This window comes from Ramlibacter alkalitolerans (genome assembly GCF_016722765.1).
Classification (GTDB): domain Bacteria; phylum Pseudomonadota; class Gammaproteobacteria; order Burkholderiales; family Burkholderiaceae_C; genus Ramlibacter; species Ramlibacter alkalitolerans.
The window spans coordinates 374,188-389,354 of record NZ_JAEQND010000001.1 but is presented as its reverse complement, the minus strand read 5'-3'; the positions used below and the strand labels follow the sequence as shown (position 1 = coordinate 389,354).

General features: G+C 69.4%; 16 protein-coding genes. 9 read left to right on the top strand and 7 right to left on the bottom strand.

What is annotated here, in order from left to right; genetic code table 11:
* Positions 1 to 14 precede the first annotated feature (14 nt).
* The 6 genes from argB to JI746_RS01810 all read left to right on the top strand — a co-directional run bounded on the left by argB (position 15) and on the right by JI746_RS01810 (position 5,118).
* On the top strand, positions 15 to 905 hold the full coding sequence (argB, locus tag JI746_RS01835; RefSeq protein WP_201687066.1) for an acetylglutamate kinase: 891 nt from the start codon (positions 15 to 17) through the stop codon (positions 903 to 905).
* 7 nt (positions 906 to 912) lie between these two features.
* On the top strand, positions 913 to 1,614 hold the full coding sequence (locus JI746_RS01830; protein WP_201687065.1) for a response regulator transcription factor: 702 nt from the start codon (positions 913 to 915) through the stop codon (positions 1,612 to 1,614).
* Positions 1,614 to 3,041, top strand: coding sequence for a sensor histidine kinase (locus JI746_RS01825; protein ID WP_201687064.1), 1,428 nt, complete (start codon positions 1,614 to 1,616; stop codon positions 3,039 to 3,041). Before JI746_RS01830 ends, JI746_RS01825 begins: the two co-directional genes overlap by 1 nt.
* A 101-nt stretch (positions 3,042 to 3,142) precedes the next feature.
* A complete protein-coding gene (gene slmA / locus JI746_RS01820; RefSeq protein ID WP_201687063.1) occupies positions 3,143 to 3,784 on the top strand; it encodes a nucleoid occlusion factor SlmA in 642 nt (213 codons plus the stop codon).
* Positions 3,785 to 3,910: 126 nt separating this feature from the next.
* A complete protein-coding gene (gene pdeM / locus JI746_RS01815) occupies positions 3,911 to 4,591 on the top strand; it encodes a ligase-associated DNA damage response endonuclease PdeM (protein ID WP_330892865.1) in 681 nt (226 codons plus the stop codon).
* A 155-nt stretch (positions 4,592 to 4,746) separates the two neighbouring features.
* On the top strand, positions 4,747 to 5,118 hold the full coding sequence (locus JI746_RS01810) for a hypothetical protein (RefSeq protein WP_201687061.1): 372 nt from the start codon (positions 4,747 to 4,749) through the stop codon (positions 5,116 to 5,118).
* Between the two features lie 27 nt (positions 5,119 to 5,145).
* Here JI746_RS01810 and JI746_RS01805 read toward each other — a convergent pair whose 3' ends face one another.
* The 6 genes from JI746_RS01805 to JI746_RS01780 form a co-directional block, all read right to left on the bottom strand.
* Positions 5,146 to 6,207 (bottom strand): malate/lactate/ureidoglycolate dehydrogenase, encoded by a 1,062-nt coding sequence (locus JI746_RS01805; protein WP_201687060.1) that lies wholly within the window; start codon positions 6,205 to 6,207, stop codon positions 5,146 to 5,148.
* 169 nt (positions 6,208 to 6,376) lie between these two features.
* The gene (locus tag JI746_RS01800; RefSeq protein ID WP_201687059.1) at positions 6,377 to 7,891 is read right to left on the bottom strand and encodes a UxaA family hydrolase; all 1,515 of its coding nucleotides are present in this window, start codon (positions 7,889 to 7,891) and stop codon (positions 6,377 to 6,379) included.
* Positions 7,892 to 7,974: 83 nt separating this feature from the next.
* Positions 7,975 to 9,369, bottom strand: a complete 1,395-nt coding sequence (locus JI746_RS01795; protein ID WP_201687058.1) for a TRAP transporter large permease — start codon at positions 9,367 to 9,369, stop codon at positions 7,975 to 7,977.
* Positions 9,370 to 9,382: 13 nt separating this feature from the next.
* A complete protein-coding gene (locus tag JI746_RS01790; RefSeq protein ID WP_201687057.1) occupies positions 9,383 to 9,961 on the bottom strand; it encodes a TRAP transporter small permease in 579 nt (192 codons plus the stop codon).
* Between the two features lie 63 nt (positions 9,962 to 10,024).
* Positions 10,025 to 11,005 carry a sialic acid TRAP transporter substrate-binding protein SiaP gene (locus JI746_RS01785; protein WP_201687056.1) on the bottom strand — a complete coding sequence of 327 codons (981 nt, stop codon included), beginning with the start codon at positions 11,003 to 11,005 and terminating at the stop codon, positions 10,025 to 10,027.
* A 26-nt stretch (positions 11,006 to 11,031) separates the two neighbouring features.
* On the bottom strand, positions 11,032 to 11,766 hold the full coding sequence (locus JI746_RS01780; RefSeq protein WP_201687055.1) for a FadR/GntR family transcriptional regulator: 735 nt from the start codon (positions 11,764 to 11,766) through the stop codon (positions 11,032 to 11,034).
* A gap of 193 nt (positions 11,767 to 11,959) precedes the next feature.
* Here JI746_RS01780 and JI746_RS01775 point away from each other — a divergent pair, with 193 nt between their 5' ends.
* Genes JI746_RS01775 through JI746_RS01765 form a run of 3 tightly spaced genes read left to right on the top strand, consistent with a single transcriptional unit; the run spans position 11,960 to position 14,326 of the window.
* Positions 11,960 to 12,706, top strand: coding sequence for an SDR family oxidoreductase (locus JI746_RS01775; RefSeq protein ID WP_201687054.1), 747 nt, complete (start codon positions 11,960 to 11,962; stop codon positions 12,704 to 12,706).
* The gene (locus JI746_RS01770) at positions 12,703 to 13,449 is read left to right on the top strand and encodes an SDR family NAD(P)-dependent oxidoreductase (protein WP_201687053.1); all 747 of its coding nucleotides are present in this window, start codon (positions 12,703 to 12,705) and stop codon (positions 13,447 to 13,449) included. The genes JI746_RS01775 and JI746_RS01770 overlap by 4 nt, the downstream gene beginning before the upstream one ends.
* Before the next feature lie 22 nt (positions 13,450 to 13,471).
* Positions 13,472 to 14,326 (top strand): fumarylacetoacetate hydrolase family protein, encoded by an 855-nt coding sequence (locus JI746_RS01765; RefSeq protein WP_201687052.1) that lies wholly within the window; start codon positions 13,472 to 13,474, stop codon positions 14,324 to 14,326.
* A 25-nt stretch (positions 14,327 to 14,351) separates the two neighbouring features.
* On the opposite strand, the gene JI746_RS01760 is transcribed toward JI746_RS01765, so the two are convergent.
* On the bottom strand, positions 14,352 to 15,122 hold the full coding sequence (locus JI746_RS01760) for an amidohydrolase family protein (RefSeq protein ID WP_330892857.1): 771 nt from the start codon (positions 15,120 to 15,122) through the stop codon (positions 14,352 to 14,354).
* Positions 15,123 to 15,167: the final 45 nt, after the last annotated feature.

The window sequence follows — 15,167 nt, the reverse complement described above, 5'->3', positions numbered from 1 at the left end:
CGAGCCGCCCGCCCATGAACGACGTCCTCCACATCGCACCCCGTGACAAGGCCGAGATCCTGGCCCAGGCGCTGCCTTACATCCGCCGCTTCCATGGCAAGACCATGGTGATCAAGTACGGCGGCAACGCCATGACGGATCCGGCCCTGCAGGCGGACTTCGCCGAGGACGTGGTGCTGCTCAAGCTGGTGGGCATCAACCCCGTGGTGGTCCACGGCGGCGGGCCGCAGATCGAGCAGGCCCTCAAGCGCCTGGGCAAGCAGGGCCAGTTCATCCAGGGCATGCGCGTCACCGACGCCGAGACGATGGAAGTGGTCGAATGGGTGCTGGCCGGCGAGGTGCAGCAGGACATCGTCGGCTTCATCCACTCCGCCGGCGGCCAGGCCGTGGGGCTCACCGGCCGCGACGGCGGGCTGATCCGCGCGCGCAAGCTCAAGATGGTCGACAACAAGGACCCGAACATCGAGCACGACGTGGGCCAGGTGGGCGACATCGTGGAGATCAACCCCGGCGTGGTGAAGGCGCTGCTGGAAGACAACTTCATCCCCGTGGTCAGCCCGATCGGCTTCGGCGACGAGAACGAAAGCTACAACATCAACGCCGACGTGGTGGCGAGCAAGCTGGCGCAGACGCTGCAGGCGGAAAAGCTGGTGCTGCTGACGAACACGCCCGGCGTCCTGGACAAGTCGGGCCAGCTGCTGACCGACCTCACGGCCAAGGAGATCGACGGCCTGTTCGCGGACGGCACGATCTCCGGCGGCATGCTGCCGAAGATCGCCGGCGCGCTGGAAGCCGCGCGCTCGGGCGTGAATGCGGTCCACATCATCGACGGCCGCGTGCCGCACGCCATGCTGCTGGAGATCCTCACGGACCAGGCCTACGGCACCATGATCCGGTCCCACTGAAGAACCCATGCGATTGCTCCTCGTCGAAGACGATGTGATGGTGGCCAGCGGCATCAAGCTGGGGCTGGCCAATGCCGGTTACGCGGTCGACTGGGTCGGCAGCGGCGAGCGCGCCGAGGAAGTGCTGCGCACCGAGTTGTTCGACGCGGCCATCATCGACATCGGCCTGCCCAACATGGACGGCCTGGAGCTCACGCGCCGCCTGCGCCGCCCCGAGATGGCGAGCCAGCACACGCCGGTGCTGATCCTCACCGCGCGCGATGCGCTGCACGACCGCGTGCAGGGCCTGGACCTGGGCGCCGACGACTACATGATCAAGCCCTTCGAGCTGCCGGAACTGCTGGCGCGCCTGCGCGCCCTGCTGCGGCGCTCGCAGGCGGCGACGTCGGCCGTGCTCACCTTCGGCCCGATCGAGCTCGATACGGCCAACCGGCGCGCCAGCGCCCAGCGCAATGGCCAGGCGATCCCGATCGAGCTCGGCCCGCGCGAGTGGACGGTCATGGAGTACCTCCTGATCAACGCGCCCAAGCCCGCCAGCAAGGAAAAGCTGCTGCAGGCCCTGACCGGCTGGGACAAGGAGATCACGCCCAACGCGGTGGAGGTCTACATCTCGCGCCTGCGCTCCAAGCTCGAGCCCTATGGCGTGGCGCTGCGCTCGATCCGCGGCTTCGGCTACCGGCTGGAACTGCGTCCCGCGGACGCCGGCTGATGCAGTACTTCGTCCCCGAGGCCGGCCGCCGGCTGCGCGCCAGCACGGTCCTGGGTGTCACCTCGGGCCTGCAGCGCCGGCTGCTGGTGATGCTGATCGTGCCGCTGGTGCTGCTGGCGGCGCTGAACGCCTGGTTCGAGTACCGCTCCGCCGGCAACGCCGCCCTGCAGCAGGACCACCGCCTGCAGGCCCTGGTGCCGCTGGTGGCGGACTCCATCGTCGGCGACGCCGGCGGCCGGCCGCTGCTGATGCTGGCGCCGCCGGTGCAGGAGTTCCTGAAGGACGGTCCCTCGGCGGCGGCCTATGCGGTGACCGACATCGACGGCAACGTGCTGCAGGGCGACGCCTGGCTCAACGACGAACTGCCGCCGGCCGACGCCGAACCGCAGTTCCACAGCGAGGAGCACAGCGGGGCCACCTGGCGCATCGTGCGCCAGCGCCAGCAGACCATCTTCGGCGAGGTGGTGGTGGCGGTGGGCGACGGCACCGATCCGCGCCAGCAATGGGCGCGCTCCATCCTGTTCAAGGTGCTGCTGCCCAACCTGGTGCTGATCGCGGCCGCCGCCTTCGCGGTGGGCTGGGCGGTGGAGCGCGCCCTGCGACCGCTGCGCGCGCTCAAGGAGGCGGTGGAGCGCCGCTCGCCGCGCGACCTGAGCGCGATCGACGAATCCGCTTCGCCCGAAGAAGTGCGCCCGCTGGTGGATTCGCTCAATCGGCTGTTCGGGCTCGTCAACGCGCAGGCCGACGGCCAGCGCCGCTTCGTCGCGGATGCGGCCCACCAGCTGCGCACGCCGCTGGCCGGCCTGCAGGCGCAGGTGGAGGCCTGGGCGCAGGCCGCCGGCGCGAGCCCGCAGGAATGCACGCTGGCCCTGCCTACCGAGCAGGTCTACAAGCTGCGCAACGCGACCCGCCGCACCTCGCAGCTGGCCAACCAGCTGCTGGCGCTGTCGCGGGCCGACGCGCGGGGCATGCACTCGCAGCCGCAGCAGCGGGTGGATCTCAAGGCCCTGTGCGAGGACACGCTGGAGCAGCAGCTCGATGCGGCCACCGCGCGCGGCATGGACCTCGGGCTCGACGCCGAGCCGGTGCACGTCATGGGCCACGACTGGCTGCTGCGCGAGCTGCTGGCCAACCTGGTCGATAACGCGGTGAAGTACAGCCACGAAGGCGGCTGCGTCACGATCCGCTGCGGCCAGCGCGGCACCGAGCCCTTCCTGGAAGTCGAGGACGACGGCCCCGGCGTCTCGGCCGCGGAGCGTCCGCGCATCCTGGAGCGCTTCTACCGCGTCCAGGGTACGCAGGGAGAGGGCAACGGGCTGGGCCTGGCGATCGCGGAGGAGATCGCCCGGGTGCACCATAGCCACCTCCAACTGTCGTCTGGCGCCGGCGGGAGTGGCTTGAAAGTCACACTTCCGCTCCCGGGGTAAGCACCTACTCGGCGCCTGCGCCGTCGCTTCCGGTGGTTGGGTTGGCTAAAAGCCACGGTTGGGTATGCGAGAATGATTCGAACCGCTGACCTTCCGCCCTTATGTCCCACGCCGAGCTCGACTCCCCCGAACCCACCCCCGGCGCCGAAGCCGCCGTGGCACCGGCCGTGGTGCGCAAGCGCCCCAAGCCGGGCGAGCGGCGGGTGCAGATCCTGCAGGCGCTGGCGACGATGCTGGAGCAGCCGGGGGCGGAGCGCATCACCACCGCGGCGCTGGCGGCGCGGCTGGAGGTGAGCGAAGCGGCCCTGTACCGCCATTTCGCCAGCAAGGCGCAGATGTTCGAGGGCCTGATCGAGTTCATCGAGCAGAGCGTGTTCACGCTGATCAACCAGATCACCGAGCGCGAGCCCGCGGGCTCCGCGCAGGCCGGCCGCATCGTCGGCATGCTGATCCAGTTCGCCGAGAAGAACCCGGGCATGACCCGCGTGATGGTGGGCGACGCGCTGGTGTTCGAGAACGAGCGCCTGCAGCAGCGCATGAACCAGTTCTTCGACAAGGTGGAAGCCTCCTTGAAGCAGTGCCTTCGCAGCACCGGCGAGGCGGCCACGCCCACGGTCGATGCGGCGGTGCGCGCGTCGGTGCTCACGGCCTTCATCGTGGGCCGGCTGCAGCGCTTCGCGCGCTCGGGGTTCAAGCGGGCGCCGTCGGAGCACCTGGAGGCATCGCTCGCGCGGATGCTCTGACGCGCCGTTCGCCTCGTGTAGGCTGGTGGTGAGCGCCGCAGGCCGCGAACCCCAGCGATGCGCGCCAGCGCTGGGGTTCATGCGCTGCGCGGTCCACCGGCAGCCTACGAAGACCACCCGATTCCCGTGTTGAAGATCCGCCTCGCCGGCGAGGATGCGCTGCTGCATCCGAGCGGCGCCCTGTTCCTCCCCGCGCACGCCACGCTGCTGGTGGCCGACGCCCACTTCGGCAAGGCCGTGAGCTTCCGGCGCCTGGGCGTGCCCGTGCCGCGCGGCACCACGAGTGACAACGTCGCCCGGCTGGACGCCGCCCTCGCCGAGACGCAGGCCCGGCGCCTCGTGTTCCTCGGCGACTTCCTGCATTCCGCGCGCTCTCACGCCACCGGCACGCTCGACGTCCTGCACGCCTGGCGCGAACGCCAGGGCGGCCTGGCCGTGACGCTGGTGCGCGGCAACCACGACGACCGCGCCGGCGATCCGCCCGCCAGCCTGGGCTTCGAGGTGGTCGACGAGCCGCTGCGGCTGGGGCACTTCGCCCTGTGCCACCATCCGCGCCCGGTCGGCGGGGCGTACGTGCTGGCCGGCCACTGGCATCCCTGCATCAGCTTGAGCGGCCGCGCCTTCGAGCGCCTGCGGCTGCCGTGCTTCTGGCTCGGCGACGAGACCGTGCCTGGGAACGCGGTGGGCATCCTCCCGGCGTTCGGCGCTTTCACCGGCATGCACCGCATCGAGCCGCGCTCCGGTGACCGCATCTTCCCCGTCGCCGACGGCGTGGTGCGCGCCTTGCCACTGGTGCCTGTGCAATAGCGCAAGCCCAGCGGGCGAAAGGGACTTCCCACGCGCCGTCGGTGACGTCGGTGCGAGGCCGACATGGAGCGTCGGTGTGCTCTGGCGAGCCGGCCGGCGGCTGCGCCATCCAATAGCTCGCACACCTCTTCGCGTAACCGTTCAAGGAGTCTCTGATGAACAAGCAATCCCTGGTCGTCGCCTTCGCCGCCTTCGCCTGCGTGTCCGCCTTTGCCGAAGGCGGCGCCGTCTCGTCGTCGTCCGGCAGCAGCGTGAGCTCCGGCACCGGCATGATCGTCGGCCAAGGCGCCCCGAGCAGCAGCGTGACCGTGCTGCCCTCGTCCAGCGTGGCCGTGACCACCGTCCCGGCCAATCGCGTCCTGCCGGGCTCGGCGCAGGTGCAGTCCAGCCAGACCACCGTGCTGGGCGGCCCGGCCGCCGGCGGCGTCAGCGGCAGCCAGACCGTCATCACGAACTACTGGACCAACGTGCCGGCGGGCGTCGAGCGCCGCGCCGACTTCCAGCGCTGGCTGAATCTGAAGCCGTAAGGCCGACTCGGGCTCTGTAGCCCGCAGTCAGCTGACCGTGGCGCCGACCTTGGCGCCCGCGGCGACGATCTCGGCCCAGGTCTGGTCGTCCAGCGCGATGCCCTCCACTTCGCGCTGGCGCCGGGCCTTGCGTTCCGGCTCGCCGGCCAGCAGCACGCCCTCCGAGGAGTCCGCCCCCGGCGGGCTCTGCTTCACCCAGTCCACGAAGGCCTGCGCCTCGCGCGCGAACGCTTCCTGCGTGCCCAGCTTGCGCGGGTCCACCAGGATGGTGAACATGCCGTTGATCACGGCGCGCTGGTTGTCCGCCGGGCGATGCCAGGTGCCGCTGCCGGTCAAGGCGCCGCCGAGCAGCTCGCACGCGACGGCCATGCCATAGCCCTTGTGCTCGCCGAAGGCGAGCAGGGCGCCGAACATGCCGCCCGGCTGCGGAACGACCACGACGCCGGGGTTCGTCGTCGGCTGGCCCTTCTCGTCGATCAGGTAGCCCGCCTCGACCTGGCGCCCCTCGTTGTGCGCGACGCGCATCTTGCCCTGCGCGACGCGGCTGGTCGCGAAGTCCAGCAGGAAGGGCGGCTGCCCCGGCAGCGGAATGCCGACGCAGAACGGATTGGTGCCGTAGCGGCCGTCGCCACCGCCCCAGGGCGCGACCACCGGGCGCGACTGCACGTTGACGAAGTGGATGGAGACCAGGCCGCGTTCCACCGCCATCTCGGCGAAATGGCCGATGCGTCCCAGGTGGTGCGCATGGGCCAGCGCCATCACGCAGCTGCCCGCTTCCTGGGCGCGCGTCATCGCCAGCGCCATCGCCTGCTCGCCGACGACCTGGCCGTAGCCGCGCTGGCCATCGAGCGCCAGCAGGCAACCGCCGTCGAACTTGATCTCGATCGAGGCGTTGGGCTTGAGCCCGCCCTCCAGCACCGCTTCGACATAGCGGGGCAGCATGCCGACCCCGTGCGAGTCGTGGCCGCTCAGGTTGGCGAGCACCAGGTTGTCGGCGACGGTGCGGCTTTCCTCGGGGGAGCTGCCGGCCTTCGCCAGCACCGTGCCGACGGTGGCGCGCAGTTGCGCGGCGGAGAACTTCCTTGTCATGGGGGTCCCTTGTTCGAGTGTTCGTTGTAGTTCGAGCAGTTCAACGCAGAAGCCGCAAAAGCTTCGCAACGCAGAAGCCGCAGAAAACAGCCATTTCAAGGATGCCTTCTGCGGCTTTGGCTGTTCCTTTTGCGGCTTCTGCGTTCAAATTCTTCGATCCCGCGCCGGCCTACATCACCGCCCCGACCTGCCACGGCACGAACTCGTTCTGCCCGTAGCCGTGCTGCTCGCTCTTGCTGCGCTCGCCGGATGCGGTGGCCAGCACCAGGCGGAAGATGCGCTCGCCCATCTCCTGGATCGAGGCCTGGCCGTCGATGATCTCGCCGCAGTTGATGTCCATGTCCTCCTCCTGCCGCTGCCACAGGGCCGTGTTGGTCGCGAGCTTGAGCGAAGGGGAGGGCGCGCAGCCGTAGGCCGAGCCGCGGCCGGTGGTGAAGCAGATCATGTTGGCGCCGCCGGCCACCTGCCCGGTGGCGCTCACCGGGTCGTAGCCGGGCGTGTCCATGTAGACGAAGCCGTGGGCGTCGACCTGCTGCGCGTATTCGTAGACTGCCTGCAGGTTGGTGGTGCCGCCCTTGGCGACGGCGCCCAGCGACTTCTCCAGGATCGTCGTCAGGCCGCCCGCCTTGTTGCCCGGCGACGGGTTGTTGTTCATCTCGCCGTCGTTCACCCTGGTGTAGTGCTCCCACCAGCGGATGCGCTCGACCAGCTTCTCGCCCACGGCGCGATCCATCGCGCGGCGCGTCAGCAGGTGCTCGGCGCCGTAGATCTCGGGCGTCTCCGACAGGATGGCCGTGCCGCCGTGCGCCACGAGGATGTCCACCGCGGCACCCAGCGCCGGATTGGCGCTGATGCCCGAATAGCCGTCCGAGCCGCCGCACTGCAGGCCGATCGTGATGTGCGCGGCGCTGCAGGGCTCGCGCGTCACGCGGTTGGCGGCGGGCAGCATGTCCTTGACCAGCGCGATGCCCTTTTCCACCGTCTTGCGGGTGCCGCCGGTGTCCTGGATGTTGAACACCTGCAGCGTCTCGCCTTCGCGCAGGCTGCTGTGCGCCAGCCATGCGTTGATCTGGTTGGCTTCGCAGCCGAGGCCGACCACGATCACCGCCGCGAAGTTGGCGTGCGTCGCGTAGCCGGCCAGGGTGCGCTCCAGGATCTGCATGCCCAGGCCCTCGCTGGCCATGCCGCAGCCGGTGCCGTGGGTGAGCGCGACGACGCCGTCGACGTTCGGGTACATCTCCAGCGCCTTCGGGTTGGTCTGGCGCGAGAAGTGGTCGGCGATGGCGCGGGCGGCCGTGGCCGAGCAGTTCACGCTGGAGAGGATGCCGATGTAGTTGCGCGTGGCCACGCGGCCGTCGGCGCGCCGGATGCCCAGGAAAGTCGCTTCGCGCCGGGCCGGCTCCGGCTTGACGTCGGCGCCGAAGGCGTAGTCGCGGTCGAACTCGCCCATCGCGAGGTTGTGCGTGTGCACGTGTTCGCCGGCGGCGATGGGCTTGCTGGCGAAGCCGATGATCTGGTTGTAGCGGCGCACCGGCTCGCCGGCGGCGATCGCGCGCGTCGCGATCTTGTGCCCCGGGGGGATGAGGCCGCGCGCGGTGACGTTCTCGACGGTCGTCCCGCCCACGAGCTGCGCGCGGGCGATGAGGACGTCGTCTTGGGGGTGGAGGCGGATGAAGGGGGTCATGTTCGTTCCCCGTCATCCCCGCGCAGGCGGGGATCCAGAAGCGAAAGCCCTGGATTCCCGCCTGCGCGGGAATGACGAATGCGTCAATAGAACAACTTCGGCAGCCACAACACCGTCTTCGGCATGTAGGTGATGACCACCAGCGAGACCAGCAAGGGCACCAGCCAGGGCAGGATCGCGATCGTGGTGCGCTCCACCGAGAGCTTCGCCACGCGGGCAAGCACGAACAGCACCATGCCCATCGGCGGGTGCAGCAGCCCGATCATCAGGTTCAGCACCATCACCAGGCCGAAGTGCACGGGGTCGATCCCCAGCTGCTGGCAGATCGGCAGCAGGATGGGCACCAGGATCGTGATCGCCGCGGTCGGCTCCAGGAAGCAGCCGACGAACAGCATCAGCAGGTTGGCCAGCAGCAGGAACACCCAGGCCTCGTGCGTGAAGCCGAGGACCCAGGCCGAGATCGCCGCCGTCACGCCGGTGGCCGTGAGCATCCAGCCGAAGATGCTGGCCGCGGCGACGATGAAGAGCACCGTGGAGGTCGTCTCCACCGTGTCCAGGCAGACCTTGACGAACATCTGCCAGGTCAGCGTGCGGTACCAGGCCAGGCCCAGCACCATCGCCCACAGGCAGGCGGCGATGGCGCCTTCGGTGGGCGTGAAGATGCCGGTGGTCATGCCGCCGATCAGCAGCACGGGCGTCATGATGGGCAGGACGGCCTGGAAGCGGAACAGCTTGTCGGCCACGAACAGCCCCACCAGGCCGGTCAGCACCGTCGGCTGCGCCGGCAGGCCAGCCTTGACCACCAGCAGCCACAGCGCGGTGGGCCAGCCCATGACGACAGCCAGTTCGCCGAGCGCCTTGAGCACGCGGGGCCATTCGAACTTCACGTCGGCGCCCCAGTTGTTCTTGTGGGCGTAGTAGGCCACCGTGAGCATCATCAGCACCGCCATCAGCGCACCGGGCAGGATGCCGGCGAGGAACAGCGCACCCACGCTCACGTTGGCCATCATCCCGTAGATCACGAACGGCAGCGAGGGCGGGATGATCGGGCCGAGCGTCGCCGACGCGGCGGTGACGCCGACGGCGAACTCGGTGCCGTAGCCGTGGTCCTTCATCGCCTTGATCTCGATCGTCCCCAGGCCGGCGGCGTCGGCGATGGCCGCACCGCTCATGCCGGCGAACACCACCGAGCCGACCACGTTCACGTGCCCCAGTCCGCCCTTGAGCCAGCCGACCAGGGCCAGCGCGAAGTTGTAGATGCGGTTGGTGATGCCGGCGTTGTTCATCAGGTTGCCGGCCAGGATGAAGAAGGGCACGGCCAGCAGCGGGAAGCTGTCGATGCCGCTCACCATCCGGTGGATCACGACGAAGGCCGGCAGGTTGCCGCTGAACAGGATGAACAGCAGCGAGGCGCCGGCCATGGCGATGGCGACGGGGATGCCGCCGGCCATCAGGACGAGGAAGAGGACTTTGAGCATGGGGGAAGCGCCTTCAGCGGTCTTCGATGGCCGACTCGGGCCGTTCCAGCACGGTGTAGCCGCGCTTCAGGTGGATGCGCATCACCTGCGTGGAGCGCACGGCCATGGCGGCGAAGGCCACGAGGCAGATGCCGTACACGTAGTTCATGGGCAGGTCGATCATGGTCATGCGCGAGGTGCTGCCCAGCTTGGCCATCATCAGCCAGGTGAGCACCACAGCGGCGGCGAAGAAGGCGACCCGCATGATGTCGACGCCGGTGGCCATCGCCCGTGCGAGCGCCCGCGGCATGAACTGGTAGAAGAAGTCGACCTGGATGTGGTTGTTCTTGACCACGCCGATCACGGCGCCGGTGAACACGGTGGCGATCAGCAGGTAGCGCGCGATCTCCTCCGTCCAGGCGGCGGAGTCGTTCAGCACGTAGCGCGTGAAGAACTGGTAGAACACCACCAGCCCCAGGATCCAGAAGAAGCCCAGGGCGATCCACGCTTCCGGCGCGGTGCCCGAGAGGTCGACGGCCTCGTCCTGGGCGTGGAACTCGCCGTCGTCGCCCATCACCTTGGGCAGGTCGTCAATCGTCGTCGTGTTTTCCATCGAAGGGATCCGGTTTGGCGGCGGGGTCGGGCGCAGCGGGCCGGCCGGCCCGCTGCAGGCGGCTTACTTGATCGCCTGGATGCGGTCGTAGTCGGCCTGGCGGTAGCCCTGCTCGGTGGGCTTGGTGGCCTTCAGCACCGCCTCGCGGAAGGCGTTCTTGTCCACGACGATGACGTTGTTGCCCTTCTTCTTGAACTCGTCGACCAGGCGCGCCTCGGAGGCGACGATCTCGCGGCCGGTCTTCTCGGCGGCCTCCTGCATCACCTCGGTGAAGATCTTCTTGTCGGCATCGGACAGCTTGTTCCACACGCTGCCGGAGACGACCGTCAGCAGCGAGTCGACGATGTGCCCCGTGAGGGAAATGTTCTTCTGCACCTCGAAGAACTTCTTGGCCTCGATCGTGGGCAGCGGGTTCTCCTGCGCATCCACGGTGCCGTTCTGCAGCGCGAGGTAGACCTCGGCGAAGGCGATCGGCGTCGGGTTGGCGCCCAGCGACTTCGGGAAGGCCAGGTAGGCGGGCGCGTCCGGGACGCGGATCTTCAGGCCCTTCATGTCCTCGGGCTTGGCGACCGCCTTGTTGGAAGTGACGTGGCGCGCGCCGTAGTAGCTCATGGCCGTGATGTGGTTGCCGCTCGCCTTGTCGTAACCTCCCGCGAGTTCCTTGAAGACGTCGCTCTTGGCGTACTTGAACTGGTGCTCGGCGTCACGGAAGATGAACGGGAAGTAGGAGATGGCCAGCGGCTGGTAGCTGCGGGCGGCGAAGCTGGCGCCGGTGAGGACGATGTCGACGGTGCCCAGCTGCAGGCCCTGGTTGATGTCGGATTCCTTGCCCAGCGTCGAGGCGGGGAACACCTGCACTTCGTAGCGGCCGTTGGTGCGCTTCTTGATTTCATCGCCGGCCCAGACCGACCACTTGTGGAACGGCTCCGAGGTTTCGTACACGTGCGCCCACTTCAGCTTGGTGGTCTGCGCGAAGGCCGGGCCGGCCACGGCGGCCGCGAGCGCGCAGGCGGCAATCAGTTTGACGGTGAGTCGTTTGCTCATGGAGTCTCCTTCAGGGTGGCTTGCTGTCAAGAATGGTTGGCACGCCGCCAGCTCGCGCTGTAGCGGCTGGTGGATTTCTTCAGGTGCTGCTGCATGGCGGCGCGTGCGGCGGCGGCGTCGCGCGCGCGGATCGCCTCCAGCACGGCGTCGTGTTCGACCAGCGCCGCGCTCCAGGAGGCGGGGTTCTCGAAGTGTTCGCCCAGGCGCAGGAACAGCGGACCGTGGCGTGCGCTCCAGTAGTTGCGCACGGTGTCGGCCAGGACCTCGTTGCCGCAGGCCTGCGCCACGGCGGTGTGGAAAGCCTCGTCGCCGGAGCGCGGTTCGGTGCCCGACTCGGCTTCCTCGCGCATCTGGGCCAGCGCGCTGGCGATCTGCGCGATGTGCGGCCGGCGTGCATGGCGCGCGGCCAGCGCCGCCACTTCGGCTTCGACCAGTTCGCGCGCGCGCATCAGTTGCAGGGGACCCCATTCAGCGCTCTCGCCCTCCTCGCTGCTGCCTGGCCGGGTCGCGATGGCGCCGATGCGTTGCCTGGGCGGCTGCACATAGATTCCGGAGCCGGTGCGCACCTCGACCCAGCCTTCGACCTCGAGGGCGATGAGCGCCTCGCGCACCGAGGGCCGGCTCACGCCGAGCTGGCGAGCGAGATCGCGTTCGGCCGGCAGCCGCGTGCCGGCCGCGAATTCGCCCTGCGCGATCAGGCCGCGCAACTGCTCCGCGATCTGGCGGTACAGGCGGCTGGATTCGACGGTCTGCAGGGGCATCGGTCATGCGTGGCAACGCCGGGGTTGCCACCGATTGGCCAAGTGGTCAGGCCAATTAATATCGGGCCCGCGCCCGTGCACCGCATCGGGATCATCCCGTAGGCTCGCGGTGAGCCGCGAAGCGCGCGCACGGTAGGCTGGTGGTGAGCCGCGAAGCGCAAACCCCAGCGCTCGACGACAAGGAGAAAACGACATGCGCCTCCAAGGCAAGACCGCCCTCGTCACCGCCGCCGGCCAGGGCATAGGCCGCGCCAGCGCGCTGGCCCTCGCCGCCGAAGGCGCGCAGGTGTGGGCCACCGACGTGAACCCGCGCCTCCTGGACAGCTACGAGGGCGTGCCCGGCATCCGCTGCGTGCAGCTCGATGTCCTCGACAAGGCCTCGCTCGCGGGCGTGATCGGCGCGATGCCGGCGCTCGACGTCCTGTTCAACTGCGCCGGCTTCGTCCACGGCGGCACCGTGCTGCAGGCCACCGACGAAGAGTGGAACTTCGCGCTGAACCTGAACGTGCGCGCGCAGTTCTGGGCCATCCAGGCCGCGCTGCCCCGCATGCTGCAGAACGCGGGCGGCGCGGGCCAGGGCAGCATCATCAACATGGCCAGCGTGTGCAGCAGCATCAAGGGCCTGCCGAACCGCTTCATCTACGGCACCACCAAGGCGGCGGTGATCGGCCTGACCAAGAGCGTCGCCGCGGACTACGTGGCCAACGGCATCCGCTGCAACGCGATCTGCCCCGGCACCGTGGACACGCCTTCGCTGCACGAGCGCATCAACGCCAACCCCGATCCGGTGGCGGCGCGCAAGGCCTTCATCGCCCGCCAGCCGATGGGCCGGCTCGCCACGGCCGAAGAGATCGCGCCGCTGGTCGTCTTCCTCGCCAGCGACGAAGCGGCCTTCGTCACCGGCCAGGCCTATTCCGTCGACGGAGGGATCACGATATGAACCAGCTCGATTTCCGCGGCCGCCATGCGGTCGTCACCGGTGGCGCGACGGGCCTGGGCTTCGCCATCGCGCAGCGCCTCGTGGCCTCCGGCGGCCGCGTCACGGTGTGGGACCGCGACGAGGCCGGGGCCGCGCGCGCCGCGCGCGAGCTCGGGGAAGGCAACGCCCACGTGGTGGTCGACGTGGGGAGCGAGAGCTCGGTGCGCAGCGCCGTGCAGGCGACGCTGGCGCACGCAGGCCGGATCGACGCGCTCGTGAACAGCGCCGGCATCACCGGGCCCAACACCAAGGTGTGGGACTACCCGGTCGATGCGTGGCGGCAGGTGATCGACGTCAACCTCACCGGCCTGTTCCTGTGCTGCCGCGAGGTGGTGCCGGCCATGCGCTCGGCCGGTTACGGCCGCATCGTCAACATCGCCTCCGTGGCCGGCAAGGACGGCAACCCGAACGCCAGCGCCTACAGCGCCAGCAAGGCGGCCGTGATCGCGCTGACCAAGTCGCTGGGCAAGGAGCTCGCCGACCAGGACATCCGCGTCAACTGCGTGACGCCGGCGGCGGTGAAGACCGCCATCTTCGACCAGATGACGCCGGAGCACATCCAGTTCATGCTGTCGAAGATCCCGATGGGGCGCTTCGGCACGCCGGAGGAGATCGCGGCGCTGGTCGGCTGGCTGTGCACGGAGGATTGCTCGTTTTCCACCGGCGCCGTGTTCGACCTCTCCGGCGGCCGCTCCACTTACTGACGACAACGACGAAGGAACCCGAATGAAACTGGTGCGCTATGGCAACCCCGGCAAGGAGAAGCCGGGCCTGGTCGACGACGAAGGCAGGCTGCGCGACCTGAGCAGCGTGGTGCCGGACATCGGCCCGGAGCAACTCGGGCAGGTGGGCCTGGCCCGCATCCGCAAGGTCAGTCCGGCCAAGCTGCCGGCGGTGCGCGGCAACCCGCGCTTCGGCTGCCCGGTCGCGCGGGTGCCCAAGTTCATCGCCATCGGCCTGAACTACTCCGACCACGCCGCCGAATCGAACATGCCGATCCCCGCCGAGCCGATCGTGTTCATGAAGGCCACCAGCTGCATCCAGGGCCCGAACGATCCGGTGATGCTGCCGCGCGGCTCGGTCAAGACCGACTGGGAAGTGGAGCTGGGCATCGTGATCGGCACCACCGCGCGCTACGTTCCGATGAACAAGGCGCTGGCGCACGTGGCCGGCTACACCATCTGCAACGACGTGAGCGAGCGCGAGTTCCAGCTCGAACGCGGCTCCCAGTGGGACAAGGGCAAGGGTTGCGACACCTTCGGCCCGATCGGCCCGTGGCTCGTGACCACCGACGAGATCGCCAACGTGCAGAAGCTGGACATGTGGCTGGACGTGAACGGCCAGCGCATGCAGACCGGCAACACCCGCACCATGATCTTCAACGCGGCCAAGCTGGTGAGCTACTGCAGCCACTTCATGACGCTGGAGCCCGGCGACGTGATCACCACCGGCACGCCGCCGGGCGTGGGCCTGGGCATGAAGCCGCCGAAGTACCTGAAGAAGGGCGACGTGATGACGCTGGGCATCCAGGGCCTGGGCGAGCAGCGGCAACTGGTGGTGCCCTACAAGGCCGCGGCCTGAACCGGCGGCCGGCGCGGGCCGGCCCTCAGGTGTACAGGCGCGCTCCGGCGGTGCGCACCCGCTGCGCGGCCTGCTCGCCGAGGGCGCGCACCACCGGCAGCCACAGGCTCTCGTAGGTGGGCATCGCCTGGGCCTCGAAGAAGGTGTGCGGCCAGTCGGAGCCCCACACCATGCGCTCGCCAAGGCATTCCGCCACGGCGCGCACCAGCGGCTGCACGGCGCCGTACGGCGGCTGCGCCTGCAGCCGGTACCAGCCGGACAGCTTGACCCAGGCGCCGCCTTGCGCCAGGGCGTGGAGCGCGGGCCACGCGTCCGCGTCGTCCGCATGCAGGGGCGTCAGCCCGGCCAGGTGGTCGAGCACGAAGGGCAGTCCGCAGCGCTCCTGCAGGCGCGCGAGCAGCGGCAGGTGCTGCGGATGCGCGTACCACTGCACATGCCAGCCGAGACGACGCAGCTCGGGCGCCAGCACCGGCAGCAGCGCCTCGGCGTCGGCAGCGGCACTGCCCACCGGCGACACCAGGTTGAAGCGCACGCCGCGCACGCCCGCCGCATGCATGGCCGCCAGTTCCGCGCTGCTTTCGCGCCCGTGCAGGACGACGATGCCGCGGTGCCTTCCCGCGCTGGCGCGCAGCGCGGCCAGCAGCAGCCGGTTGTCATGCCCGTACACGCTCGCCTGGACCAGCACGAGGTGGCCGCAGCCATGTTCCTGCGCCAGCCGCTCGATCTCGGACAGGGGCCGCGGCAGCGGAACGTAATGTGCGCCGGCGGCCGGCGCACTGCCGTCGAACACGTGCACATGGCAATCCCACCCTGGCGGTGGCTGCGGGGTCGAGGTCAATCG

Coding starts and splice junctions, on each gene's coding strand:
- argB (WP_201687066.1), top strand. CDS start 15: ATGAACGACGTCCTCCACATCGCACCCCGTGACAAGGCCGAGATCCTG.
- JI746_RS01830 (WP_201687065.1), top strand. CDS start 913: ATGCGATTGCTCCTCGTCGAAGACGATGTGATGGTGGCCAGCGGCATC.
- JI746_RS01825 (WP_201687064.1), top strand. CDS start 1,614: ATGCAGTACTTCGTCCCCGAGGCCGGCCGCCGGCTGCGCGCCAGCACG.
- slmA (WP_201687063.1), top strand. CDS start 3,143: ATGTCCCACGCCGAGCTCGACTCCCCCGAACCCACCCCCGGCGCCGAA.
- JI746_RS01810 (WP_201687061.1), top strand. CDS start 4,747: ATGAACAAGCAATCCCTGGTCGTCGCCTTCGCCGCCTTCGCCTGCGTG.
- JI746_RS01805 (WP_201687060.1), bottom strand. CDS start 6,207: ATGACAAGGAAGTTCTCCGCCGCGCAACTGCGCGCCACCGTCGGCACG.
- JI746_RS01800 (WP_201687059.1), bottom strand. CDS start 7,891: ATGACCCCCTTCATCCGCCTCCACCCCCAAGACGACGTCCTCATCGCC.
- JI746_RS01795 (WP_201687058.1), bottom strand. CDS start 9,369: ATGCTCAAAGTCCTCTTCCTCGTCCTGATGGCCGGCGGCATCCCCGTC.
- JI746_RS01790 (WP_201687057.1), bottom strand. CDS start 9,961: ATGGAAAACACGACGACGATTGACGACCTGCCCAAGGTGATGGGCGAC.
- JI746_RS01785 (WP_201687056.1), bottom strand. CDS start 11,005: ATGAGCAAACGACTCACCGTCAAACTGATTGCCGCCTGCGCGCTCGCG.
- JI746_RS01780 (WP_201687055.1), bottom strand. CDS start 11,766: ATGCCCCTGCAGACCGTCGAATCCAGCCGCCTGTACCGCCAGATCGCG.
- JI746_RS01775 (WP_201687054.1), top strand. CDS start 11,960: ATGCGCCTCCAAGGCAAGACCGCCCTCGTCACCGCCGCCGGCCAGGGC.
- JI746_RS01770 (WP_201687053.1), top strand. CDS start 12,703: ATGAACCAGCTCGATTTCCGCGGCCGCCATGCGGTCGTCACCGGTGGC.
- JI746_RS01765 (WP_201687052.1), top strand. CDS start 13,472: ATGAAACTGGTGCGCTATGGCAACCCCGGCAAGGAGAAGCCGGGCCTG.